The organism is Burkholderia sp. AU45388, from assembly GCF_030481585.1.
In the GTDB taxonomy this organism is placed as follows: Bacteria; Pseudomonadota; Gammaproteobacteria; order Burkholderiales; family Burkholderiaceae; genus Burkholderia; species Burkholderia sola.
On sequence record NZ_JAUJPV010000009.1, the window covers coordinates 20,463 to 44,210 of the forward strand.

Consider the following 23,748-nt stretch of genomic DNA (forward strand, 5'->3'; position numbering starts at 1 on the left):
CGCATCCCGCCGCCCTGCCATGTCCTGGTTTCTGTATCTGATCGAATGCGCCGACGACAGCGTCTACACGGGCATCACGACCGACGTCGCCGCGCGCTTCGACGAACACGCGTCCGGCAAGGGCGCGCGCTACACGCGCTCGCGCAAGCCGCGCGCGGTGCTCGCGGCGTTTGCGCTGCCCGACCGGTCGAGCGCGTCGCGCGCCGAATACTGGGTGAAGCGGCTCACGCCCGCGAAAAAGCGCGAGCTGGCGGCCGGGTTGCGGACGCTGGAATCGGTGTTGCCGGTGGTCGTCACGTCACGCGACGAGAGCGGAGACACGGCCCGGACGAAGGCGACGGCGCGCGGGCGGAAGAAAGGGAAGGCGGAAAATGTCGGCGATGCGGCGGAGACGGCTGCAACGGAACAGGTGGCCGGGAAAGAGGTGAAGGCCGGGAAAGTCGGCGGGGCTGCAACGGCCGCGAAGAAGGCGAAAACGGCGAAGGGCAAACAAGCCGCGAAGTCGACGAAGCCAAATCAAGCCGGGCCGGGCGCGAAACGTGCCAAAGCCGACGGCGATGCAGCCGCAAAAACGACCGCGTCGCGTGGCACACCGGTAAAGAAACCCGGCCTGCCGCCCGCATCCGCGTCGTCAAAAACGAAGGCGCCGGCCGCCGCTGGCAAACCAGCCGCCGCGAACGTACGCGAAGACGCCGCTTCCGCACCGGCCCGCCGCCGTCCAGCGGCCACGCAAGCCGCCGAAGCCGCCGCTCCGTCCGTTGCCGCGTCCCGCGCGAAACGCGCGAGGAAAGCACCGGCCACCCCGCTCCCGCCCGTCTCCGCGTCCGCCCGCCGGAAAACCGCGCGCGCAAAACAAAACCGCGCGGCCTCCTGAGGAGACACGCGCGGTTCGCGTTCCGTACGTGCCGGCCGCCGGCCGGCACGCCGCTTACTTCTTGTAGTTCGCGGCGCCGTCGGTGATTTCCTTGTGCGCGGCTTCGATGCCGGCCCAACCTTCGACCTTCACCCACTTGCCCTTCTCGAGCGCCTTGTATTGCTCGAAGAAGTGCTTGATCTGGTCCTTCAGGTACTCGGGCACGTCGTCGATCGTCTTCAGGTTCGCCGTCATCGGGCAGATCTTGTCGTGCGGCACCGCGACCAGCTTCGCGTCGACGCCCGACTCGTCGGTCATCTGCAGCATGCCGAGCACGCGCGAACGCACGATCGAGCCGGCCAGCAGCGGGAACGGCGTGATCACCAGCACGTCGACCGGATCGCCGTCGCCCGACAGCGTCTGCGGGATGTAGCCGTAGTTCACCGGGTAGCGCATGCCCGTGCCGATGAAGCGGTCGACGACGAGGAGGCCCAGTTCCTTGTCCGCCTCGTATTTCACCGGATCGCTTTGCGCGGGAATCTCGATGATCACGTTGAAATCTTGCGGCAGGTCCTTGCCGGCCGGAACATGATTGAAGCTCATGAGCACTCTCTGTAGGTCGATGGGAATTCGGGACAGGGCGCCGCGGCCGATGCATGGCCGCGGGCATTCCCCAAAAGGAATGCGCCATTATAGCCAATCGACCGGTGGCGTCCGGATGACGATCGGCGCGATAATCGTTCCGGATGTCCGGGCGTCGAACCGGCGGCGGCGCGGCACGTCGATCGCAAAGCATAGGCACGAGTCGGTGCCAAAGTGCTGACCGGGTCGACTGCGATGCATGGGATCCGAGCGAGCGCTGAAGCGCTAACTTGCGTCGACCGCTTTGCATGGGACCCAAGTAAGCGCTAAAGCGCTAACTTGGGTCGACAGGAGGAGACATGGAAGAGGCGAAGCACTTCATCGCGGGCGAATGGACGTTGCCCGCGCAACTGGAAACCATCGCGGTCGTCGATCCGTCCGACGGACAGCCGTTCGCGACGATCGCACGCGGCACCGCGCCCGACGTCGAGCGCGCGGTCTCCGCGGCCCGCGACGCGTTCGCGGGCCCGTGGGGCGCCGCGAGCGCCGCCGAACGCGGCCGCGTGCTGATGCGGCTGTCGGCGCGCGTGGCCGATTCGATCGAGGAACTCGCCGCGATCGAGGCACGCGACACCGGCAAGCCACTGAAGCAGGCGCGCGCCGATGCAGCCGCGCTCGTGCGCTACTTCGAGTTCTACGCGGGCGCCGCCGACAAGCTGCACGGCGAAACCCTCCCCTACCAGGCCGGCTACACGGTGCTGACGGTGCGCGAGCCGCACGGCGTCACGGGGCATATCGTGCCGTGGAACTACCCGATGCAGATCTTCGGGCGCAGCGTCGGCGCGGCGCTGGCCGCCGGCAACGCATGCGTGGTCAAGCCGGCCGAGGACGCATGCCTGTCCGTGCTGCGCGTCGCCGAGCTCGCCGCCGAAGCCGGGCTGCCGGCCGGCGCGCTCAACGTCGTCACCGGCTACGGCCACGAAGCGGGCGCCGCGCTCGCCCGCCATCCGGGCATCGACCACATCTCGTTTACGGGTTCGCCGGCCACCGGCAAGCTGGTCACGCAGATGGCGGCCGAGAACCACGTGCCCGTCACGCTCGAACTCGGCGGCAAGTCGCCGCAAATCGTGTTCGCCGATGCCGATCTCGACGCGGCGCTGCCCGTGCTCGTGTCCGCGATCGTGCAGAACGGCGGGCAAACGTGCTCGGCCGGCAGCCGCGTGCTGATCGAGCGCGCGGTGTACGAGCCGCTCGTCGAGCGCCTCGCCACCGCGTTCAACGGGCTGCGCGTCGGCCCGAGCCGCGCCGATCTCGATTGCGGCCCGCTGATCAACGCGAAGCAGCAGCAGCGCGTGTGGGATTTCCTGTCCGACGCGCAGCACGACGGCATTCCGATGGCCGGCCACGGGCAGGTCGTCGCCGACGCGCCCGAAACCGGCTTCTACCAGGCGCCCGCGCTGTTGCGCGACGTGCCGCCGTCGCACCGGCTCGCGCAGGAGGAAGTGTTCGGCCCCGTGCTCGCGGCGATGCGCTTCGTCGACGAGGACGAAGCCGTCGCGCTCGCGAACGGCACGCCGTACGGCCTCGTCGCGGGCATCTGGACACGCGACGGCGCGCGCCAGATGCGGCTTGCGCGGCGCCTGCGCGCGGGCCAGGTGTTCATCAACAACTATGGCGCGGGCGGCGGCGTCGAGCTGCCGTTCGGCGGCGTCGGCCATTCGGGCCATGGCCGCGAGAAAGGCTTCGAGGCGCTGTACGGCTTCACCGCGCTGAAGACGATCGCGATCCGGCACGGCTGAACGCGCGGCGCGCAACGACTCGATACAAGTACAGGAGACACACCATGCGGTTGAGCGGCAAGACGGCCATCGTCACGGGCGGCGGTTCGGGGTTCGGCGAAGGCATCGCGAAGACGTATGCGCGCGAAGGCGCGAACGTCGTCGTCAACGATCTGAACGGCGCGGCGGCCGAGCGCGTCGCGAGCGAGATCGCGCTCGCGGGCGGCAAGGCGATCGCGGTGGCCGGCGACGTGTCGAAGGAGGACGACTGGCGCGCGCTGCTGCAGGCCGCGCTCGACGATTTCCATTCGGTGCAGATCGTCGTGAACAACGCGGGCACCACGCACCGCAACAAGCCCGTACTCGACGTGACGGAAGCCGAATTCGACCGCGTGTACGCGGTCAACATGAAGAGCCTGTTCTGGTGCGTGCAGACCTTCGTGCCGTATTTCCGCGCACAGGGCGGCGGCGTGTTCGTGAACGTCGCGTCGACGGCCGGCGTGCGGCCGCGCCCGGGCCTCGTCTGGTACAACAGCACGAAGGGCGCGATGATCACCGCGAGCAAGTCGCTCGCGGCCGAGCTCGGCGCCGATCGCATCCGCGTGAACTGCATCAACCCGGTGCTCGGCGAAACCGCGCTGATGACCGAGTTCATGGGCTGCGAGGACACGCCGGACAATCGCCGCCGCTTCCTCGCGACGATCCCGCTCGGCCGCTTCTCGACGCCGCAGGACATCGCGAACGCCGCGCTGTACCTGGCGTCCGACGAAGCCGAATTCATCACCGGCGTGTGCCTCGAAGTCGACGGCGGACGCTGCATCTAGTCGTACCGGGCCGCACGATCGCCCGTCTTGCTTTGCACGAAAGCGGATCGGACGCGCCGCTGCGTCTGCGCCGGCCAACTACAACGACAGCGGTACATGGGATCCGGGCAACCGCCAAAGCACCAACTTGGATCGACCGCAAAGCATGGGATCCAAGCAAGCGCTAAAGCACCAACCTCGATCGACAGGAGACAACATGGCAACATCGACGCAGTCGCTGCCGGGCTCGTCCGGCGCATTCGAGGAAGCAACCTACCGCAAGGTGTCGTGGCGGCTCCTGCCGCTCCTGCTGCTGTGCTACGTGGTCGCGTATCTCGACCGCGTAAACGTCGGGTTCGCGAAGCTGCAGATGGCGAGCGACCTGAACCTGAGCGACACGGTGTACGGGCTCGGCGCGGGGATCTTCTTCTTCGGCTATTTCCTGTTCGAGGTGCCGAGCAACATCATCCTGCACAAGGTGGGCGCCCGCGTGTGGATCGCCCGCATCATGGCGACGTGGGGCGTGATCTCGATCCTGACGATGTTCGTCACGACGCCCGCGATGTTCTACGTGATGCGCTTCCTGCTCGGCGTCGCCGAAGCAGGCTTCTTCCCCGGCGCGATCCTCTACCTCACCTACTGGTATCCCGCGCACCGGCGCGGCCGGATGACGACGTTCTTCATGACGGCCGTCGCGCTGTCCGGCGTGATCGGCGGGCCGATCTCGGGCTTCATCCTGAAGGCGTTCGACGGCGTGAGCGGCTGGCACGGCTGGCAATGGCTGTTCCTGCTCGAAGGCATTCCGTCGGTGCTCGCCGGCGTGCTCGTGTTCTTCGCGCTCGACGAGCGGATCGCGAAGGCGACGTGGCTGACCGACGAAGAAAAGGCGCTGCTCGCCCGCAACGTCGACGCGGAGGAAGCCACCAAGGAAGACCCGCCGCTCGGCGCCGTGATGTCGAGCCCGCGCGTCTGGCTGATGGCGCTGATCTATTTCTCGTTCGTGATGGGGCTCTACGGCGTCGGCTTCTGGCTGCCGACGATCATCAAGGCGACGGGCGTGACCGACACGTTCATGATCGGCCTGCTGTCGGCGATTCCGTATGCGGCGGCGGTGGTCGCGATGATCCTGATCGCGCGCAGCGCGGACAAGCGCCGCGAACGCCGCTGGCACCTCGCGATTCCGGCCGCGATCGGCGCGCTCGGCCTCGTGCTGTCGGTGGTCTGGGCGCACCAGACCGCGCTCGCGATGCTGGGCCTCACGCTCGCGACGATCGGCATCCTGACGACGCTGCCGCTGTTCTGGAGCCTGCCGACTGCATTCCTCGGCGGCACGGCCGCCGCGGCCGGCATCGCGATGATCAACTCGATCGGCAACCTCGCGGGCTTCCTGAGCCCGTACCTGATGGGCTGGCTCAAGCAGGCGACGGGCGCCAACGATGCGGGCATGTACATGCTGGCCGGGTTCCTCGTGCTCGGCGGGCTGCTGGCGCTGTCGGTGCCGAAGCGGCTCGTCGACAAGTGACGACGCGCGGCGCGTAAAGGCGCACCCGGATTTCTCGAACACGCCGGCCGATTTCCGGCTCGTTTCCCCCGATACGCCCCGACGTCCGGCATTGCCGGTCGCCGGGGCGTTTTCGATTCCGGACAGGCACAACCCCGATCGGCGGAATGTCCCGCCCATCCGGCGACAATCCCTTGATCACCAAAATATTCCCTTATGCTCCTTCATATATGGAACAATAAGGACAATCAGGGAATTACCTACAACTCATGTTCCACACCGTCGAAGACACGGCCGCCCGCCTGCGCGTCCACCCGAAGACCGTCCTGCGGTTCATTCGCGACGGCAAACTGCGCGCGACGCGGGTCGGTCGCGCATACCGCATCCTCGATGTCGACCTCGCCGCGTTCGCCCGGACGGAGCCGGCCGCCCCCGCGCCGCGTGCGGTGCGCGTCACCAGCATCGTCGACATTCCGGATGGGTCGCAGTCGCTGCACCAGTACCTGTCGCGATCGCTGCACGTGATGGCGTCCGGCCGCACCTCGTATGTCGACCCCGTGCGAATCGACGTCACGTTCGATCCCGCGTCGAGCGTGGTCAAGATCATCGTGGCCGCGACACCGGCCGACACGGCCGCGCTGATGTCGTCGCTCGACATGCTGCTCCAGCAAAGCGGGACATGAGCGCAATCTTCAAGTCACCCCGCCATGCCCGCGCGATTCGCACCGCTTACGCGGCCGCGCTGTCGCACTGGCCGGCCGGACATCGGCGCGTCACCGTGCAAACGCGTCTTGGCGCGACGCACGTGATCGCCTGTGGCCCCGAACACGCGTCGCCGGTCGTGCTGATCCACGGCGCACAGACGACGGCGGCAAGCTGGCAGCATTACGCGGCCGCGTGGTCGACGCACTTCCGGCTCTACGCAATCGACGTGATCGGCGAAGCGGGACCGAGCGCGCCGTCGCGGCCGCCGCTCGCGGGCGACGCCTATGCGCAGTGGCTCGACGACGTGCTCGACGGTCTGCAGGTGCCGCGCGCCGCGTTCGTCGGCATCTCGCTTGGCGCGCGCACGGCGCTCGACTTCGCGTTGCGGCGGCCGACGCGCGTCACCCGGCTCGCACTGCTCTGCCCGTCCGGCATCGGCAGGCAGAAGCCGTTTCTGTGGTGGGCGCTGCCGCTGCTGCTGCTCGGCGATGCCGGGCGCGCATGCGTGCGGCGGCGCGTGCTGGGTCGCCTGCCGCCGGCATCGACGCCGGCCGAACGGGACGCGCTCGCCCTGATGCGCGCGATCGATCGCGGCTTTCGTCCGCGCATCGCGCCGATTCCGCGATTCGACGACGCCATGCTCCGCACGTTGTCCATGCCCGTGCTGGCGATCGTCGGCGGCCGCGACGTGATGCTCGATTCCCGCGACACGCGGGATCGCCTGACGCGCCTCGTGCCGCACGCGCAGGTGCGGTTTCTTCCCGAGCAGCCTCACTTCATCCGCGGGCAGCGCGACGCCTTGCGCACTTTTCTCTCATCGACGGAAGCACTCGACATGCACCATCGAATCGTTCAGGTGGCGGGCAGCCGCGTGCTGGTCCGCGATCCTTCCGCCGACCTCGTGCAGCGGGAAAGCGACGCGCTCGATCTCGTCGCGCTCGCACACGAGCATGAAGCCGACTGGATCACCGTTCCCGTCGACTCGCTGCACGACGACTTCTTCCGGCTCGACAGCAAGCTGGCCGGCGCCGTGCTGCAAAAGCTGGCCAACTACGGCGTCCGGCTCGGCGTCGTCGGCGACATCGACCGCTGGCTCGCGCATAGCGAAGCGCTGCGCGCGCTCGTTCGCGAGTGCAATCGCGGGCAATCGGTGTGGTTCGTCGCAAGCGAGGACGACCTGCTGCGCAGGCTCGGCGCGTAACGCGCCGCGCGCCGCGCACCCCGCTGCCTCGCGACGGACGAAAAAAAGCCCCGAAGGCCGATCGGCGTTCGGGGCTTTTTACACGGCGCAGAGCGGCGCAGCGCCGCGTCACACCACGGTGATCGCGAGCGCGCTTTCGCGGTAGTGCTTCGCAGCCTTGTCGGTTTCGCCGAGCTGCTCGAACAGGCGGGCGAGCGCACGATGCGCGCGCACCCTCAGCGCCTCGTTGTCGGCCAGCTTCAGCGCCGATTCGAGGAACGACTGCGCCTTGCCCCACAGCTGCTGCTGCTGGCAGAGGCGGCCGAGTGCGAACAGCAGGTCGGCATCGTCCGGATGATCCTTCTTCCAGCCTTCGGCCTTCTGGATCAGCGGCAGCGCATCGGCGCCGGCCGTGTCCGGGTAACGGCGCAGCAGGCGTGCATCCCAGTTGTGCGCGAGCGCGTCCTCGACGATGCGGCGCGCTTCGTTGCGGCGCTCGAGCGGCACCAGCAACTCGGCCGCGAGATCGGCCAGGCGCGGCGACTGGCGCTCGACCGGCGACAGCGACTGCCACACCTCGAGCAGCGCATCCGGATCGTGCCGGCGTTCGCGCAACAGGTTTTCCGCGGCCTGCTGACGCAGCCGCACGGCCGCGGCCGGATGCAGCGCCTCGCGCTTTTCGAGCGCTTTCGCGAGCTTCAGCACCTCGGCCCAGTTCTTCAGTTGCTGCTGCGCACGCAGCGCGACCTGCTGCGCGTGAATGCGCTTGCCGCCGGCCTGCATGTCGGCCAGCGCGGCGAGCGCGCCGTCGGCGTCGCGTGCATCCGCGCGCATGTCGGCCGCGGCGAGCAGCCGGGCATCCTGCCATTCGGGCGCGTCGACCTTCGACAGCCAGTCGTCGCGGCGCGTGTACTCGTGCATCCGGTGCGCGGCCGTGGCCGCGACGAGACTCGCGGCGCCCAGGTTCGCGTCGACCGACATCGCTTCGCGCGCAGCCTTCTCGGCACGCGAAAAACGACCCGCGTACAGGTTCGCGATCGCGTCGCGCAGCGACGCCTGCGCCTTCTCGTTGCGCGAACGCGCCCGATACGCGGCGACCCGCTGCGGCATGCGCCAGATGTTGCGCACGATGCGCAGCAGCGCGTACACGACGATGAACAGCACGACGATGGCGATCACGAACAGGTTCAGCGACACGTCGATCCGGTACGGCGGATAGACGAGCAGCACCTGCCCGGCGTCGAAACGGCCGACGGTGGCGAGCGCCGCGGCGATCGCGAACAGGACCGCGAGCCAGACGATTCCTCGAAGCGTCATCGTTACCCCCGGCTCTTGAACTGCTGAACGGCGTTCAGGCTCGTGTTCAGGTTCGGCACCGCGACCGTCAGCGATGCGCCGTCAACCTGCTTGAGCAGATCCTCGACGGTCTGTGTATCCTTCGATGCCTGATCGAAATACTTGCCGAGCGACGCCTGGGCGGCGTGCAGGTCGGCCTTCATCGCGCTGTCGTTGCGCGCCAGCAGCGACAGCCGCGCGGTGAGCAGGCGCAGCTTCACGTTCTCGCGCACGAAGTAGCCCTGGTCGGGCGACGCGAGCATCGCGTCCGCGTTGTCGATCCGGCGCACCTGCACGAGGCCCTTCAATTGCTCGCCGAGGCCGGCCGAGAACGCGTGCCACCATACCTTCCAGCGCGGCTCGCCGGCGGCGACCGACGAGGCCGGCTCGGCCGGCGCGGCCTTCGGCGCCGCGTGCGGCACGATCGCCTCGCCGGACAGCGGCAGCGCGTCGATCCTGGCGATCGCGTCGTCGAGCTTGATCGCGAGACCGGTGAGATCGGCCGCCGGCGCGGCCTTCAGCTTCTCGATGTCCTGCGCGAGCGCCTTGCGCACCGTGACGGCTTGCGCGCTCTGCGACGTCGCGAGACGCGCGTCGGCGTTCTGCAGCGCGATCAGCGCGAGCTGCGTGTTGCCGGTCAGTTGAAGCTGCTGGCTCGCGCTCGACAGCATCTGGTCGACTTCCTCGAGCATCCACGCGTCGCGGTTGCGCGACAGGTCCTGGTATTGCTGCTGCAGCGCCTGCTGCGCGCTCTGCGCATCGGCAAGCTTGCCGTCGAGCTGCGCGAGCTGCGTGTCGACCTGGTGCGTGCTGGCGAGCGCCTGCTCGGTCTTCATCCGCGTCTCGGCCGCTTGCGCATCGAGCGCCTTCTGGCGCGCGACGAACGTGCCGTCGAGCCGGTCGATCTTGCGGTTCAGCGCATAGCCGCCGACACCTGCCGCGCAGCCGAGCACGACGACGACGAACCACAGCACCGCGCTGCCGCCGCGGCGCGCACGCGGCTCGGACGCGAGATAAGGGGGGCTGGACGGCGGTGCGGATGCAGCGGCCGGCTGGGAAGCGACGCTTTTGGAATCGTTGGTATCTGTCATGCGTTTAGTCACCGGTGCGGCTGTCGCCGGTTGGACGGCCTCGTCGGCCATCGTTCGAAACGCGCGGACGATGCGCTCATCGCCCGCGCCGATCAGCGTAATCCTATCAAAACCCAATGCGCGCGCGGTCTGCTCGATCCGCGGGTGCGGCGTGACGAGCGGCGCATGCTTCAGCGCGTCGATCTCGGCATCGTTCAGATGAGCCCGCGCGAGTTCGTGCAGGTTGCGCACGCCTTCCGAACTCGTGACGAGCCACGCGTGCGGCTGGCCGTCGAGCAGCGCGTGCACGCGCTCCCACGCGCCGACGCGCGGCTCCGGCACGACGCGCCGGTACGCGGCGACGAGCGTGACGTCCGCACCGGCCTCGCGCAGGCGCTCGGCGAGCCATTCGCGCCCGCCGTCGCCGCGCACGATCAGCACGCGCTTGCCCGCCAGCGCCTGCGCGCCGCCGAACGCCGCGTCGATGCTCGCGAACAGGCTTTCCGAATCGTAATGGGGCACGCCGCCGTCGGCCGGCGCCTGCGGCGCGATCACGCGATGCGCGGGCGCCGCGATGCCGTGACGCTCGAGCGCCGCGACGCTGCCGGGCCCGACCACGCCGACCGGCAGCGCGTTCGGCCAGATCGCGCCGTACCGCGCGAGCGCGCGGTCGATCGCGTTCGGCGACACGAAAATCACCAGCGCGTAGTCGACCAGCGCCGCGAACGCGGCGTCGAGCGGCGCCGGATCGTCGACCGGCGCGATATCGATCAGCGGGAATTCGAGCACGTCGCAGCCGGCGTCGGCCAGTTGCGACGCGAGCGCGTCGGACTGGCCGTCCGGACGCGTCAGGACAGCGGTGAACGCGCGCGCGCCGCCCGTCATCAGGCGTCGCCCTTGCCCGCGGCCTGCGAGCCGGCGAGCAGCGCCTGGACGATGTCGAGCGCGCCTTGCGCCTCGAGCTCGTCGGACACCGCGCGGCCGAGCGTGAGCGCATCGGCGACGGTCACGACCGCGCCGCACGCCTCGGCCGTCAGCACGCGCTTGCCGTCGGTGGTCGACACGCGGCCGGTCAGGTACAGCTCGCCCGCACGCCACACCGCGTGCGCGGCAAGCGGCACCTCGCAGCTGCCGCCGAGCGCGCGCGACACCATCCGCTCCGCCTCGACGGCCAGCGCGGTGTGCGAGTCGTGCAGCGGCGCGAGCCACGCGGCGACGTCGTCGCGATGCGCGGCGATCTCGATGCCGAGCGCGCCCTGGCCGGCGGCCGGCGGGCTGGCTTCGACGTCGAGCAGCGCGCGGATCCGCGTTTCGAGGCCGAGGCGTTTCAGGCCGGCGGCCGCGAGGATGATCGCCGCGTAGTCGCCGCGGTCGAGCTTCGCGAGGCGCGTGTCGAGGTTGCCGCGCAGCGGCAGGACCTCGAGGTGCGGATAGCGCGAACGCAGCATCGCCTCGCGGCGCAGGCTCGACGTGCCGACGACCGCGCCGGCCGGCAGCGCGTCGAGCGACGCGTAGTCGTTCGACACGAACGCATCGCGCGGGTCTTCGCGTTCCATGATCGCGGCGAGCGAGAAGCCGTCGGGCAGCGCCATCGGCACGTCCTTCAGCGAATGCACGGCGAGATCGGCGCGACCATCGGCCAGCGCGGCCTCCAGTTCCTTCACGAACAGGCCCTTGCCGCCGACCTTCGACAGCGTGCGATCGAGAATCTGATCGCCGCGCGTCGTCATCCCGAGGATTTTCACGTCACAAGCTGGATATAATTTGCGCAGCGCATCACGCACATGTTCGGCTTGCCACATCGCCAAGCGGCTCTCGCGCGAAGCAATCGTCAACGTCGCGGGCGGCTGTGCCTGCTGCGGCCCGGCCGCGGGGGTCTCGGAATTCATTGCTGGAACATCGAAGGACGGGATTGAAGATCGAACAATGGTAGCACGCACGCCCCGGCCCGCCCGGGCCCGGAGCCTGCGCCCGGCCTGCTTCCGCGCGGGTCGCGGCGCCGTTGTGCGGACGTGCCGCACGTAGCTGGTTGCTTGACCGCAGTTCCCGCAGTTTCCGCAGTTCCTTTTGACTCGAGCTTTCCCAAGGAAACCCATCGTGAAGTCTTCCGGATCGGCGCGTACGGCGCGCCGCAATGCTGCCTTGCCCTCCCCCGATGCCCCGACGGACACCGTCGCCACCGCCGCGAACGGCCGTGCGAAAACGGCAACGAAATCCACGGCAACGAAACCGAAAGACCCGATACGTCAGACAAAACGCGCGACGAAAGCCGCGAGCCCCGCCCGCAATGCCGTCGCGCCGAAGGCCGGCACCCGCACGCGCGACGACAAGGATCGCCCGCTGTTCGAGGACATCCGCTTCCTCGGCCGCCTGCTCGGCGACGTCGTGCGCGAACAGGAAGGCGATACGGTGTTCGACGTGGTCGAGACGATCCGCCAGACCGCGGTCAAGTTCCGCCGCGAGGACGACAGCGAAGCCGCGCAGACGCTCGAGAAGAAGCTGCGCAAGCTGACGCCCGAGCAGACGGTGAGCGTCGTGCGCGCGTTCAGCTATTTCTCGCACCTCGCGAACATCGCGGAAGACCGCCACCACAACCGCCGCCGCCGCATCCACGCGCTGGCCGGCTCCGCGCCGCAGCCCGGCACGGTCGCGTACGCGCTCGACCAGCTGAAAACCACCGGCAACGCGTCGAAGCGCCTGCTGCAGCGCTTCTTCGACGATGCGCTGATCGTGCCGGTGCTGACCGCACACCCGACCGAAGTGCAGCGCAAGAGCATCCTCGACGCGCAGCACGACATCGCGCGCCTGCTCGCCGAGCGCGACCAGGAGCTGACCGCGCGCGAGCGCCAGTACAACGAAGCGATGCTGCGCGCGCGCGTGACCGCGCTGTGGCAGACGCGCATGCTGCGCGACGCGCGCCTGACGGTCGGCGACGAGATCGAGAACGCGCTGTCGTACTATCGCGCGACGTTCCTCGACGAGTTGCCCGCGCTGTACGGCGACATCGAGGCCGCGCTCGCCGAGCACGGTCTGTCGGCCCGCGTGCCCGCGTTCTTCCAGATGGGCAGCTGGATCGGCGGCGATCGCGACGGCAACCCGAACGTGACGGCCGCGACGCTCGACGAGGCGATCAACCGCCAGGCCGCGGTGATCCTCGAGCACTATCTGGAACAGGTGCACAAGCTCGGCGCCGAGCTGTCGGTGTCAAACTTGCTGGTCGGCGCGAACGACGCGGTGAAGGCGCTCGCGGCCGCATCGCCCGACCAGTCGCCGCATCGCGTCGACGAACCGTATCGCCGCGCGCTGATCGGCATCTACACGCGGCTCGCCGCGAGCGCGCGCGTGCGTCTCGGCGAAGGCACGGTGCCGGTGCGCAGCGCGGGCCGCGGCGCGCCGCCCGTGCGCGCGATCCCGTACGAGGATTCCGAAGCGTTCGTCGCCGATCTGAAGGTGCTGACCGCGTCGCTCGACGAACACCACGGCGCGTCGCTCGCCGCCCCGCGCCTCGCGCCGCTCGTGCGCGCGGCCGAAGTGTTCGGCTTCCATCTGGCGAGCATCGACCTGCGCCAGAGTTCCGACATCCACGAGGCGGTGGTGGCCGAACTGTTCGCGCGGGCGGGCGTCGAGGCCGACTATGCGGCGCTCGCCGAGGAAGACAAGCTGCGCGTGCTGCTCGCCGCGCTCGCCGATCCGCGCCCGCTGCGCTCGCCGTACATCGAATACTCGGCGCTCGCGCAGAGCGAGCTCGGCGTGTTCGAGAAGGCGCGCGAGGTCCGCGCGCAATTCGGTGCCCGCGCGGTGCGCAACTACATCATTTCGCACACGGAAACCGTCAGCGACCTCGTCGAGGTACTGCTGCTGCAGAAGGAGACGGGCCTGCTCGAAGGCACGCTCGGCGTGCCGGGCAGCGACGCGCGCAACAGCCTGATGGTGATCCCGCTGTTCGAGACGATTCCCGACCTGCGCGACGCGTCGCGCATCATGCGCGAATACTTCGCGCTGCCGGGCATCGACGCGCTGATCGCGCATCAGGGCGCGGAACAGGAAGTGATGCTCGGCTACTCGGACAGCAACAAGGACGGCGGCTTCCTCACGTCGAACTGGGAGCTGTATCGGGCGGAACTCGCGCTCGTCGACCTGTTCCGCGAGCGCAAGATCACGCTGCGGCTGTTCCACGGCCGCGGGGGCACGGTCGGCCGCGGAGGCGGCCCGACCTACCAGGCGATCCTGTCGCAGCCGCCGGGCACCGTGAACGGCCAGATCCGCCTGACCGAACAGGGCGAGGTGATCGCGAGCAAGTTCGCGAACCCGTCGATCGGCCGGCGCAACCTCGAGACGGTCGTCGCCGCGACGCTCGAGGCGTCGCTGCTGCCGCAATCGAACGCGCCGGCGCAGTTGCCCGCGTTCGAGGCCGCGATGCAGACGCTGTCCGATTCGGCGATGGCCGCGTATCGTGCGCTCGTCTACGAAACCCCGGGCTTCACCGACTACTTCTTCTCGTCGACGCCGATCACCGAGATCGCCGAGCTGAACATCGGCAGCCGCCCGGCGTCGCGCAAGCTGCAGGATCCGAAGCAGCGCAGGATCGAGGATCTGCGCGCGATTCCGTGGGGCTTCTCGTGGGGCCAGTGCCGGCTGCTGCTGACCGGCTGGTACGGCTTCGGCAGCGCGGTGAGCGCGTATCTCGACGGCGCGCAGGACGACGCCGAACGCGCGAAACGCGTGACGCTGCTGAAGAAGATGAACAAGACCTGGCCGTTCTTCGCGAACCTGCTGTCGAACATGGACATGGTGCTCGCGAAGACCGATCTCGCGGTCGCGTCGCGCTATGCGCAGCTCGTGTCCGATCGCAAGCTGCGCAAGCACGTGTTCGAGCGGATCGTCGCGGAATGGGAGCGCACGTCGCGGGCGCTCGCGGAAATCACCGGGCAGGAAGGCCGCCTCGCGACCAACCCGCTGCTCGCGCGCTCGATCAAGAACCGCTTCCCGTATCTCGATCCGCTGAACCACCTGCAGGTCGAACTGATCAAGCGTCACCGCGCGGGCGACACGAACGCGCGGCTGCGCCGCGGGATTCATCTGACGATCAACGGGATCGCGGCCGGCCTGCGCAACACCGGCTGATCGGCGCGCGGTGCGGGCGCCGGGCGTGGTCGGCGCCGGCCGGGAGAACGAAAGCCGCGATACGCGTTCCTGCGTATCGCGGCTTTTTTCATGCGACGACGAAATGCGAAATGGCGCAACGGCGCGGCGTGCGCCGCACGCTCAGTGCGCGTCGATCAGCAACGCATCGTGCTCGAACGAACCGTCGGGCTGCACCGCGTAATAGCCGCGCACCTCGTCCGGCGCGTGCGCCCACAGCGCGCGAATGCCGGCGACGCTGTCGGCCGGCGTGCGGATGCGCTGGACCCACGTGTCGAAATCGATCGGCAGCCGCCAGCGGCTGTGCACCTGCGCGTCGAAACCGGCTGCGCGGAACATCGCGAGCCATTCGTCCGCGCGGTAGTCGCGCACGTGCGACGCGTCGCGCAGCACTTCCGCGGCCTGCAGATACGTATCGAGCAGCGGATGGTCGTTGCCCGCGATGTCGATCATCAGCACGCGGCCGCCCGGCTTCAGCACGCGGCGCACCTCGGCGAGCGCCGCGCGCACGTCGTGCCAGTGGTGCGCGCTCATCCGGCTCACGACCCAGTCGAACGTCGCGGCGTCGAACGGCAGCCGCTCGGCCGGACCCTGCTGCGTGCGGATGTTCGCGAGCCCGCGCTCGCGCGCGGCCGCGTCGACGGTCTCGAGCATCGGCGCGGCGAGATCGTATGCGACCACGTCGCGCACGTGCGGCGCGATCGCGAAGCTCGCGTGGCCGGCGCCGCAACCGAGATCGAGCACCGCGGCATCGGGCGTCGCACGCACCGCGTCGGCGAGCGTTTGCAGGTCGGCGCCCGTCGCATGAACCGTGCTCGTCAGATAGGCGGCGGCCGTCGTGCCGAATGCGTCGGCGACCTGGTCGTGATGTTTCATCGTTCGCTCCTTTCCTGGATGCAGTCGGCCGAACCCGGCGCATCCGCGCGCGACTCGGCCCCGTGCAACGTTTTGTGGGACGCGCGCTGCCCTGCCAGCGCGCGAGCCGCTACAATAGGCCTGCGTTTGTACCAGTACAAGTTAAGCAGTTATTCTGGTATTCGATCCACCTGTCTGATCGTTCGATCGTTGCCGCGTTTTCGCCTCCACTTCGCCGTTTCCGCATGAACCAGCCGTCCTCCGCCCCCGTCCCGCCGCTCGACGCCACGCCCGCCCGCGCGCTCGGCGAATTCATCCGCGCCCACCGCGAGCGGCTGTCGCCGCAGGCCGTCGGCCTGCCGCCCGGCCCGCGCCGCCGCACGCCGGGCCTGCGGCGCGAGGAAGTCGCGCAACTGTGCGGCGTCAGCCCGACCTGGTACACGTGGATCGAACAGGGCCGGCCCGTGTCGGCCTCGGCCGACGCGCTCGCCCGGATCGCCGTCGCGTTGCAGTTGTCCAGGGCCGAGCGCGCATACCTGTTCGAGCTGGCCGCGCAGCGCGACCCGGCCGAGCCCGACGTCGCGGGCGGCGACCTGCCGCCGACGCTCGGCGCGACCGTCGCCGCGATCGCGACGCCCGCCTACGTGCTCGACCGCCAATGGAACGCGCTCGCGTGGAATGCGCCGGCCGCCGCGCTCTTTTCCGGCTGGCTCGACGGCGAGCACGACCGCAACCTGCTGCGCTTCACGTTCATGTCGCCGGCCGCCCGCACGCTGATCGTCGACTGGGAAACCCGCGCGCGGCGGCTCGCGGCCGAATTCCGCGCCGACGCGATCCGCCACCTGACCGATGCGCCGACGCGCGCGCTGATCGACGCACTGACGGCCGGCAGCGACGCGTTCGCGCAGTACTGGGCGTCGCAGGACGTGTTCGAGCGCGAAGGCGGGCTGCGCGAATTCGACCATCCGGCCCACGGCCGCCTCGTGTACCAGCAGATCACGCTGAAGCCCGCGCACCGCGAGGACCTGAAGCTCGTCGTGCTGGTGCGCGACTGAGCGCGCCGCCGCCCGCACCCGCGCCGGCCGCCCGCCGCCGGTCGCCCGCCGCGCGAATGTTAGAATCGCGGGATTCCCTCGGCGGCGCACGGCCGCCCAACTCCCCTTCGAAGAATCGCCATGACGTCCCAACTGCACAAAAAGGGCGAGGCCTGGTCGGCCCGCTTCTCGGAACCGATGTCGGAGCTGGTCAAGCGCTACACGTCGTCGGTGTTTTTCGACAAGCGCCTCGCGCTCGTCGACATCGCCGGTTCGCTCGCGCACGCGAACATGCTCGCCGCGCAGAAGATCATCAGCGCCGACGACCTCGCCGCGATCGAACGCGGGATGGCGCAGATCAAGGGCGAGATCGAGCGTGGCGAATTCGAATGGCAGCTCGACCTGGAAGACGTCCACCTGAACATCGAGGCGCGCCTGACCGCGCTGATCGGCGATGCCGGCAAGCGCCTGCATACGGGCCGCTCGCGCAACGACCAGGTCGCGACCGACATCCGCCTGTGGCTGCGCGGCGAGATCGACCGCATCGGCGGCCTGCTGAACGACCTGCGCGGCGCGCTGATCGACCTCGCGGAACAGAACGCCGACACGATCATGCCGGGCTTCACGCACCTGCAGGTCGCGCAGCCGGTCACGTTCGGCCACCACCTGCTCGCATACGTCGAGATGTTCACGCGCGACGCGGAACGCATGCGCGACTGCCGCACCCGCGTGAACCGCCTGCCGCTCGGCGCGGCCGCGCTCGCGGGCACGAGCTACCCGATCGACCGTCATGCAGTGGCGAAGACGCTCGGCTTCGACAGCATCTGCGCGAACTCGCTCGACGCGGTGTCCGATCGCGACTTCGCGATCGAATTCACCGCGGCGTCGGCGCTGGTGATGACGCACGTGTCGCGTTTCTCCGAAGAACTCGTGTTGTGGATGAACCCGCGCGTCGGCTTCATCGACATCGCCGACCGCTTCTGCACCGGCAGCTCGATCATGCCGCAGAAGAAGAACCCGGACGTGCCCGAGCTCGCGCGCGGCAAGACCGGCCGCGTGAACGGCCACCTGATGGCGCTGCTCACGCTGATGAAGGGCCAGCCGCTCGCGTACAACAAGGACAACCAGGAAGACAAGGAACCGCTGTTCGACACGGTCGACACCGTCGCCGACACGCTGCGGATCTTCGCGGAAATGGTCGCCGGCATCACCGTGAAGCCGGACGCGATGCGCGCCGCTGCGCTGCAGGGCTTCTCGACCGCCACCGACCTCGCCGACTACCTGGTCAAGCGCGGCCTGCCGTTCCGCGACGCGCACGAAGCCGTCGCGCACGCGGTGAAGATCTGCGACGACCGCGGGATCGATCTCGCCGACCTGACGCTCGACGAAATGAAGCAGGAACTGCCGAACGTCGCGCACCTGATCGGCGACGACGTGTTCGGCTACCTGACGCTCGAAGGGTCGGTCGCGAGCCGCAATCACCCGGGCGGCACCGCGCCCGACCAGGTGCGCGCGGCCGTCAAGGCTGCCCGCGCCGCGATCGGCAAGTAACGGCCTGCAGCCACGGACGCCTTCGGCGTCCGTTTTTCATTCGGGCGGCGGTCGCACCGCCCGTCGCCTTTCCGCTTCACCGCTTCACGGATGCCCCCGATGACCTTTTCCGCCGCGCTCTTCGACATGGACGGCCTGCTCGTCGATTCCGAGCGGACCATCATGAACACGTGGATCGACGTGTCGAACGCGCACGGCGTCGTGCTGACCGAGATCGATTACCTGCAGATCGTCGGCCGCTCGTTCGCCGAAGGCCAGGTGATCCTCGCGCGGCTGATCGGCGACGCCGATACGTTCGACGCGGTGCGCGTCCGCGTGCGCGAGCAACTCGCCGCACCCGAACCCCATCCGAAGTTTCCGCTGAAGTCGGGCGCGCTCGCGCTGCTCGACACACTCGCGCAGGCCGGCATTCCGTGCGCGGTCGCGTCGTCGTCCGCGACCGACGTGATCCGCGCGCGGCTCGACGCGGTCGGCGTGCTGCCGTTCTTCCGCGCGATCGCGGGCGGCAACGAAGTCGCGCGCGGCAAGCCCGACCCGGCCGTCTACCGGCTCGCGGCCGAGCGTCTCGGCGTGCCGGCGCAGGCCTGCGTCGCGTTCGAGGACAGCGACTTCGGCGCGCTGTCGGCGGCCGGCGCCGGCGCCGCGGTCGTCACCGTGCCCGACCTGAAGGCGCCGACGCCCGAGATCGTCGCGCTGAGCCTGCACGTGCTCGCGTCGCTCGACGACGCGGTCGCGCTCGTGCCGTCGTGGTTCGGCCGTCTGGACAAGCGGCAGCCCGCGTAAGCGGCGCACGCGCCGCCCCATGCAAACGGGCACCCGAGGGTGCCCGTTTTGCGTTGCCGCGCCGGCTCACCGGCATCGCCGCGATGCCTACCGATTGCCGGCCGTCTCCGACAACCGCTTCATCGTCGCGATGCGCGCGCCGATCAGGTCGACGCGTCCGTCCTCGCCGACGAGCGGCGCGGTCGCATCGCGGAACGCCACCCATGCGCGCTGCGCGCGCACGAGCGTCGCCGCCGAATGCGCGGGCATCTTGCGGTGCAGCTTCCGGTAATAGCGGTTCAGGTCGAACACCGCGTGTTCGCACGCGGCGTCCTGCACGCACGGCCGCACGCGGCGGATCGCCGGATCGCGCGGCGCCTTCGCCGGCTTGGCGCCGGCCGGCGCCGCCGCACCCGCACCGCCCTGCGCACCGCTCGTCGCCGCGACCGGCACGGCGGCGGGCGGCGGCGCATAGCGATCGGCCGCCCCGCGCAGCGCGAGCGCGCGATCGCGCACCGGCTGCAGTTGCAGGTCGGCGCTCGACATCGCATACGCGCTGCCGCGCGTCGTGTCGTACACGGCCTTCAGCAGCAGCACTTCGTCCTTGCGCCACGTGAGCCAGCGGCGCTGGCTGTCCTGCCAGCCGCGCTTCGCGTCGGCAGGCGCATCCTTCAACAGGCGCTGGTACGCGCCGTCCATCACTGCCTGCCACTGCTGCTGCGCTTCGCCCATGCACTGGATCTGGCCGGCCGGCGACGACCGGTCGCGCCGCGCGAAGCATTGCCGCATCGCGACGTCGATCGGGTCGGCCGCCGCGACTTCCGCATGAGCAACGCCCGCGCCGGCGAGCCCCGCCAATCCTGCCGCCCAGACGACGAGCGCGGCCAGCGCCGCGCGCATCGTCCGGAATCGTCCGCGCGTCGCCATCAGTCGCGCACGCAGTCGACGAAGTACTCGACCCGGCCGTTCACCTCTTCCGCGACGAGGCCGTGGATGTCGGTGTGGAAGCCCGGGAAGCGCTCGTTGAAGTCGCGCGCGAACCGCAGGTAGTTCACGATCGTCTTGTTGAAGCGCTCGCCCGGGATCAGCAGCGGAATGCCCGGCGGGTACGGCGTCAGCAGGATGCTCGTCACGCGGCCTTCGAGCTCGTCGAGCGGCACGCGGTCGATCTTGCGGTGCGCGAGCTTCGCGAACGCGTCCGACGGCTTCATCGCCGGCTCCATGTCCGACAGGTACATCTCGGTCGTCAGGCGCGCGATGTCGTTCGCGCGGTACACGTCGTGGATCTGCGTGCACAGGTCGCGCAGGCCGACGCGCTCGTAGCGCGGATGCTGCGCGACGAATTCCGGCAGCACGCGCCACAGCGGCTGGTTGTTGTCGTAGTCGTCCTTGAACTGCTGCAGCTCGGTCACCATCGAGTTCCAGCGGCCCTTCGTGATGCCGATCGTGAACATGATGAAGAACGAATACAGGCCGGTCTTCTCGACGATGATCCCGTGCTCGGCCAAGTACTTCGTGACGATCGCGGCCGGAATGCCCGTCTCGCCGAACTCGCCGTCGACGTCGAGCCCCGGCGTGATGATCGTCGCTTTGATCGGGTCGAGCATGTTGAAGCCTTCCGCGAGCGGGCCGAAGCCGTGCCAGTGGTCGTTCGGCTTCAGCATCCAGTCCTCGCGCGAACCGATGCCTTCCTCGGACAGGTTGTCCGGGCCCCACACGCTGAAGAACCAGTCGTCGCCGTATTCGGCGTCGACCTTGCGCATCGCGCGGCGGAAGTCGATCGCCTCGGCGATCGATTCCTCGACGAGCGCGGTGCCGCCCGGCGGCTCCATCATCGCGGCCGCGACGTCGCACGACGCGATGATCGCGTACTGCGGGCTCGTCGACGTGTGCATCAGGTACGCCTCGTTGAAGCGGTGCTTGTCGAACGTGCGGTTCTCCGAATCCTGCACGACGATCTGCGACGCCTGCGAGATGCCCGCGAGCAGCTTGTGCGTCGAATGCGTCGCGAACACGAGCGCGCCCGTGCGCGGACGGCCGTCGCCGATCGCGTGCATGTCGCGGTAGAAATCGTGGAACGTCGCGTGCGGCAGCCACGCTTCGTCGAAGTGCAGCGTGTCGAGCAGGTCGCCGAGCAGGTCCTTGATCATCTCGACGTTGTAGACGACGCCGTCGTACGTGCTCTGCGTGATCGTCAGGATCCGCGGCTTCATGTCCGGGTTCTCGCGCAGCGCCTCGCGCGCGAACGGGTTCGCCTCGATCTTCTTGCGGATGTTCTCCGGCTTGAATTCGTCGCGCGGGATCGGCCCGATGATGCCGAAATGGTTGCGCGTCGGCGTGAGGAACACGGGGATCGCGCCCGTCATCGTGATCGCGTGCAGGATCGACTTGTGGCAGTTGCGGTCGACCAGCACGATGTCGCCGGGCGCGACCGTCGCGTGCCAGACGATCTTGTTCGACGTCGACGTGCCGTTGGTCACGAAGAACAGGTGGTCCGCGCTGAAGATGCGCGCCGCGTTGCGCTCGGACGCCGCGACCGGGCCGGTGTGGTCGAGCAGCTGGCCGAGTTCGTCCACCGCGTTGCAGACGTCCGCGCGCAGCATGTTCTCGCCGAAGAACTGGTGGAACATCTGGCCGAGCGGGTTCTTCAGGAACGCGACGCCGCCCGAGTGGCCCGGGCAGTGCCACGAGTACGAGCCTTCGTCCGCGTACTTGACGAGCTCCTTGAAGAACGGCGGCGCGAGCGAATCGAGATAGACCTTCGCCTCGCGGATGATGTGGCGCGCGACGAACTCCGGCGTGTCCTCGAACATGTGGATGAAGCCGTGCAGTTCGCGCAGGATGTCGTTCGGCAGATGCCGCGACGTGCGCGTCTCGCCGTACAGGAAGATCGGGATGTCCGCGTTGCGGCGGCGCACTTCGGTGACGAACGCGCGCAGCTCGATGATCGCGGTCGCCAGTTCGGGCAACTCGCCGTCCGGGCCGGTCTCGCCGAGCATGAGTTCGTCGTCGTCGATCGACAGGATGAAACACGACGCGCGGCTCGATTGCTGCGCGAACGACGTCAGATCGCCGTAGCTCGTGAGGCCGAGGACTTCGACGCCCTCCTTCTCGATCGCTTCGGCCAACGCCCGGATGCCGGAGCCCGAGATGTTCTCGGAGCGGAAATCTTCGTCGATGATGACGACGGGAAAACGAAACTTCATGGGCGATTCTCCAAAAAGAACGACCGCGGCGCGTCACGCGCAGCGGTCACCCGGAAACTGGTGAGACGTTATGCAACCAGATCAGGTTTTCGGCAGCGTGACACCGCGCTGACCCTGATACTTGCCGCCGCGATCGGCGTACGACACGTCGCACACCTCGTCGCTTTCGAAGAACAGCACCTGCGCGACGCCTTCGTTCGCGTAGATCTTCGCGGGCAACGGCGTGGTGTTCGAGAATTCCAGCGTGACGTAGCCTTCCCACTCGGGTTCGAACGGCGTCACGTTGACGATGATCCCGCAGCGCGCGTAGGTCGACTTGCCGAGGCAGACGGTCAGCACGGTGCGCGGAATGCGGAAATATTCGACGGTGCGGGCCAGCGCGAACGAGTTCGGCGGGATGATGCACACGTCGCCCTTGAAATCGACAAACGAACCCTCGTCGAAGTTCTTCGGATCGACGATCGTCGAGTTGATGTTCGTGAAGATCTTGAATTCGTCCGCGCAGCGGATGTCGTAGCCGTAGCTCGACGTGCCGTAGCTGACGATCCGGCGGCCGTCCTCGGACGCGCGGACCTGATCGGGCACGAACGGCTCGATCATCTTGTGCTCTTCGGCCATGCGCCGAATCCATTTGTCGGACTTGATGCTCATATCAGGGCGCCTGGAAACGCTGCGTGACAATCTGAGAGGGCCGCTCGCGCGAGGCGGCGGCCGGGAAAGGCGCACATTTTACGCGATCATCGGCCCACGCACGCGGCAGCCGTCAACGGATCACGCCGCAGGCCAGCGCGGGCCCCGCGCCATGCTGTGCAAATGCCGGGTCGCTCGCGTCGCGGTGCACCAGCGCCGCGCGGTTCATCGCCGAGCGCACGCCGTCGAGGGCCAGATCGGGCGCGACGATGAAGCCGGCCGCGACGCCGTTCGCATCCGCGTGGATGTTGCCGAGATCGCCGGCGACGCGCGCGCCCGCGCGCAGCCGGTCGGCGGCCGGCGCGAACACCTGGCCGGCGCTCGAGCCGTCGCCCGCGTTGCAGTCGCCGCGCTCGTGCACCTGCAGCGCGTGATCGCTGTTCGGCGGCAGGCCAACCAGGTTGTAGGTGACCTGCACGCCGTCCGGGCGCTCGACGAACGTCACCGCACCGCGCGCCTGGGAGCCGACCGTCGGCTGCAGTTGCGCGTCGGCCCGTTTTTCGTGCGACGAGGAAAAGGAGGTACAGCCGGCCAGCAGGCCCAGCGCGGCGGCGGCCAGCAGCGCGCGCCGCGCGCGGCCGGCGCGCACGCCGTGATGTCGTTGTTTCATTCGATCCTCATGCCGGCTGGCCGCCGTTTGAGACGACGGCCGCGCCGGGCGGGTAAAGGGACCCGGGGAAAGTCGCCATGATACCGCGCCT

Annotated in this window: 19 protein-coding genes; 10 read left to right on the plus strand and 9 right to left on the minus strand. The window is 68.9% G+C overall.

Going from position 1 to position 23,748, the window contains the following annotated elements; genetic code table 11:
- The first annotated feature begins 19 nt into the window (after nt 1-19).
- Complete coding sequence (locus tag QZM72_RS16700) at nt 20-874, plus strand: GIY-YIG nuclease family protein (RefSeq protein ID WP_089468166.1); 855 nt, start codon at nt 20-22, stop codon at nt 872-874.
- Between the two features lie 54 nt (nt 875-928).
- Here QZM72_RS16700 and ppa read toward each other — a convergent pair whose 3' ends face one another.
- Nucleotides 929-1,456: an inorganic diphosphatase gene (ppa, locus tag QZM72_RS16705; RefSeq protein ID WP_006489643.1), complete on the minus strand. Its 528-nt coding sequence runs from the start codon at nt 1,454-1,456 to the stop codon at nt 929-931.
- 338 nt (nt 1,457-1,794) lie between these two features.
- Here ppa and QZM72_RS16710 point away from each other — a divergent pair, with 338 nt between their 5' ends.
- From QZM72_RS16710 to QZM72_RS16730, 5 genes are all read left to right on the plus strand, one after another.
- Nucleotides 1,795-3,234 (plus strand): aldehyde dehydrogenase family protein, encoded by a 1,440-nt coding sequence (locus QZM72_RS16710; RefSeq protein ID WP_089468167.1) that lies wholly within the window; start codon nt 1,795-1,797, stop codon nt 3,232-3,234.
- A gap of 44 nt (nt 3,235-3,278) precedes the next feature.
- A complete protein-coding gene (locus tag QZM72_RS16715) occupies nt 3,279-4,037 on the plus strand; it encodes an SDR family oxidoreductase (RefSeq protein ID WP_175976488.1) in 759 nt (252 codons plus the stop codon).
- 196 nt (nt 4,038-4,233) lie between these two features.
- Nucleotides 4,234-5,538, plus strand: coding sequence for an MFS transporter (locus QZM72_RS16720; protein WP_301738682.1), 1,305 nt, complete (start codon nt 4,234-4,236; stop codon nt 5,536-5,538).
- Nucleotides 5,539-5,786: 248 nt separating this feature from the next.
- The gene (locus tag QZM72_RS16725; RefSeq protein WP_301738683.1) at nt 5,787-6,200 is read left to right on the plus strand and encodes a helix-turn-helix domain-containing protein; all 414 of its coding nucleotides are present in this window, start codon (nt 5,787-5,789) and stop codon (nt 6,198-6,200) included.
- Nucleotides 6,197-7,423, plus strand: coding sequence for an alpha/beta fold hydrolase (locus QZM72_RS16730; RefSeq protein ID WP_301738684.1), 1,227 nt, complete (start codon nt 6,197-6,199; stop codon nt 7,421-7,423). Before QZM72_RS16725 ends, QZM72_RS16730 begins: the two co-directional genes overlap by 4 nt.
- 108 nt (nt 7,424-7,531) lie before the next feature.
- Here QZM72_RS16730 and QZM72_RS16735 read toward each other — a convergent pair whose 3' ends face one another.
- From QZM72_RS16735 to hemC, 3 genes are read right to left on the minus strand one after another with little or no spacing between them, the layout of a single operon-like run.
- Nucleotides 7,532-8,719, minus strand: a complete 1,188-nt coding sequence (locus QZM72_RS16735; RefSeq protein WP_089468172.1) for a heme biosynthesis protein HemY — start codon at nt 8,717-8,719, stop codon at nt 7,532-7,534.
- A gap of 2 nt (nt 8,720-8,721) precedes the next feature.
- Complete coding sequence (hemDX, locus tag QZM72_RS16740; protein WP_301738685.1) at nt 8,722-10,692, minus strand: fused uroporphyrinogen-III synthase HemD/membrane protein HemX; 1,971 nt, start codon at nt 10,690-10,692, stop codon at nt 8,722-8,724.
- Nucleotides 10,692-11,696 (minus strand): hydroxymethylbilane synthase, encoded by a 1,005-nt coding sequence (hemC, locus tag QZM72_RS16745; protein WP_301738686.1) that lies wholly within the window; start codon nt 11,694-11,696, stop codon nt 10,692-10,694. Before hemC ends, hemDX begins: the two co-directional genes overlap by 1 nt.
- A gap of 208 nt (nt 11,697-11,904) precedes the next feature.
- On the opposite strand from hemC, the gene ppc reads away from it, so the two are divergent.
- A complete protein-coding gene (gene ppc, locus QZM72_RS16750) occupies nt 11,905-14,931 on the plus strand; it encodes a phosphoenolpyruvate carboxylase (protein WP_301738687.1) in 3,027 nt (1,008 codons plus the stop codon).
- 141 nt (nt 14,932-15,072) lie between these two features.
- Here the strand turns inward: ppc and QZM72_RS16755 are convergent, their stop codons facing one another.
- Nucleotides 15,073-15,825: a class I SAM-dependent methyltransferase gene (locus QZM72_RS16755; RefSeq protein ID WP_301738688.1), complete on the minus strand. Its 753-nt coding sequence runs from the start codon at nt 15,823-15,825 to the stop codon at nt 15,073-15,075.
- 224 nt (nt 15,826-16,049) lie between these two features.
- On the opposite strand from QZM72_RS16755, the gene QZM72_RS16760 reads away from it, so the two are divergent.
- From QZM72_RS16760 to QZM72_RS16770, 3 genes are all read left to right on the plus strand, one after another.
- The gene (locus QZM72_RS16760; protein ID WP_301738689.1) at nt 16,050-16,859 is read left to right on the plus strand and encodes a helix-turn-helix transcriptional regulator; all 810 of its coding nucleotides are present in this window, start codon (nt 16,050-16,052) and stop codon (nt 16,857-16,859) included.
- Nucleotides 16,860-16,979: 120 nt separating this feature from the next.
- The gene (gene argH, locus QZM72_RS16765; protein WP_301738691.1) at nt 16,980-18,389 is read left to right on the plus strand and encodes an argininosuccinate lyase; all 1,410 of its coding nucleotides are present in this window, start codon (nt 16,980-16,982) and stop codon (nt 18,387-18,389) included.
- Nucleotides 18,390-18,488: 99 nt separating this feature from the next.
- Nucleotides 18,489-19,172, plus strand: a complete 684-nt coding sequence (locus QZM72_RS16770) for an HAD family phosphatase (protein ID WP_301738692.1) — start codon at nt 18,489-18,491, stop codon at nt 19,170-19,172.
- Nucleotides 19,173-19,259: 87 nt separating this feature from the next.
- On the opposite strand, the gene QZM72_RS16775 is transcribed toward QZM72_RS16770, so the two are convergent.
- The 4 genes from QZM72_RS16775 to sodC form a co-directional block, all read right to left on the minus strand.
- Nucleotides 19,260-20,078 (minus strand): lysozyme inhibitor LprI family protein, encoded by an 819-nt coding sequence (locus QZM72_RS16775; protein WP_301738693.1) that lies wholly within the window; start codon nt 20,076-20,078, stop codon nt 19,260-19,262.
- A complete protein-coding gene (locus QZM72_RS16780; protein WP_006497175.1) occupies nt 20,078-22,357 on the minus strand; it encodes an arginine/lysine/ornithine decarboxylase in 2,280 nt (759 codons plus the stop codon). The genes QZM72_RS16775 and QZM72_RS16780 overlap by 1 nt, the downstream gene beginning before the upstream one ends.
- 81 nt (nt 22,358-22,438) lie before the next feature.
- Nucleotides 22,439-23,008, minus strand: coding sequence for a dCTP deaminase (gene dcd, locus QZM72_RS16785; protein ID WP_006398615.1), 570 nt, complete (start codon nt 23,006-23,008; stop codon nt 22,439-22,441).
- A gap of 112 nt (nt 23,009-23,120) precedes the next feature.
- A complete protein-coding gene (sodC, locus tag QZM72_RS16790) occupies nt 23,121-23,657 on the minus strand; it encodes a superoxide dismutase [Cu-Zn] (RefSeq protein ID WP_048989052.1) in 537 nt (178 codons plus the stop codon).
- Between the last annotated feature and the right edge of the window lie 91 nt (nt 23,658-23,748).

Coding starts and splice junctions, on each gene's coding strand:
- hemC (WP_301738686.1), bottom strand. CDS start 11,696: ATGAATTCCGAGACCCCCGCGGCCGGGCCGCAGCAGGCACAGCCGCCC.
- QZM72_RS16725 (WP_301738683.1), top strand. CDS start 5,787: ATGTTCCACACCGTCGAAGACACGGCCGCCCGCCTGCGCGTCCACCCG.
- hemDX (WP_301738685.1), bottom strand. CDS start 10,692: ATGACGGGCGGCGCGCGCGCGTTCACCGCTGTCCTGACGCGTCCGGAC.
- QZM72_RS16720 (WP_301738682.1), top strand. CDS start 4,234: ATGGCAACATCGACGCAGTCGCTGCCGGGCTCGTCCGGCGCATTCGAG.
- sodC (WP_048989052.1), bottom strand. CDS start 23,657: ATGAAACAACGACATCACGGCGTGCGCGCCGGCCGCGCGCGGCGCGCG.
- argH (WP_301738691.1), top strand. CDS start 16,980: ATGACGTCCCAACTGCACAAAAAGGGCGAGGCCTGGTCGGCCCGCTTC.
- QZM72_RS16710 (WP_089468167.1), top strand. CDS start 1,795: ATGGAAGAGGCGAAGCACTTCATCGCGGGCGAATGGACGTTGCCCGCG.
- QZM72_RS16775 (WP_301738693.1), bottom strand. CDS start 20,078: ATGGCGACGCGCGGACGATTCCGGACGATGCGCGCGGCGCTGGCCGCG.
- QZM72_RS16730 (WP_301738684.1), top strand. CDS start 6,197: ATGAGCGCAATCTTCAAGTCACCCCGCCATGCCCGCGCGATTCGCACC.
- dcd (WP_006398615.1), bottom strand. CDS start 23,008: ATGAGCATCAAGTCCGACAAATGGATTCGGCGCATGGCCGAAGAGCAC.
- QZM72_RS16780 (WP_006497175.1), bottom strand. CDS start 22,357: ATGAAGTTTCGTTTTCCCGTCGTCATCATCGACGAAGATTTCCGCTCC.
- QZM72_RS16715 (WP_175976488.1), top strand. CDS start 3,279: ATGCGGTTGAGCGGCAAGACGGCCATCGTCACGGGCGGCGGTTCGGGG.
- QZM72_RS16760 (WP_301738689.1), top strand. CDS start 16,050: ATGAACCAGCCGTCCTCCGCCCCCGTCCCGCCGCTCGACGCCACGCCC.
- QZM72_RS16735 (WP_089468172.1), bottom strand. CDS start 8,719: ATGACGCTTCGAGGAATCGTCTGGCTCGCGGTCCTGTTCGCGATCGCC.
- ppa (WP_006489643.1), bottom strand. CDS start 1,456: ATGAGCTTCAATCATGTTCCGGCCGGCAAGGACCTGCCGCAAGATTTC.
- QZM72_RS16700 (WP_089468166.1), top strand. CDS start 20: ATGTCCTGGTTTCTGTATCTGATCGAATGCGCCGACGACAGCGTCTAC.
- QZM72_RS16755 (WP_301738688.1), bottom strand. CDS start 15,825: ATGAAACATCACGACCAGGTCGCCGACGCATTCGGCACGACGGCCGCC.
- QZM72_RS16770 (WP_301738692.1), top strand. CDS start 18,489: ATGACCTTTTCCGCCGCGCTCTTCGACATGGACGGCCTGCTCGTCGAT.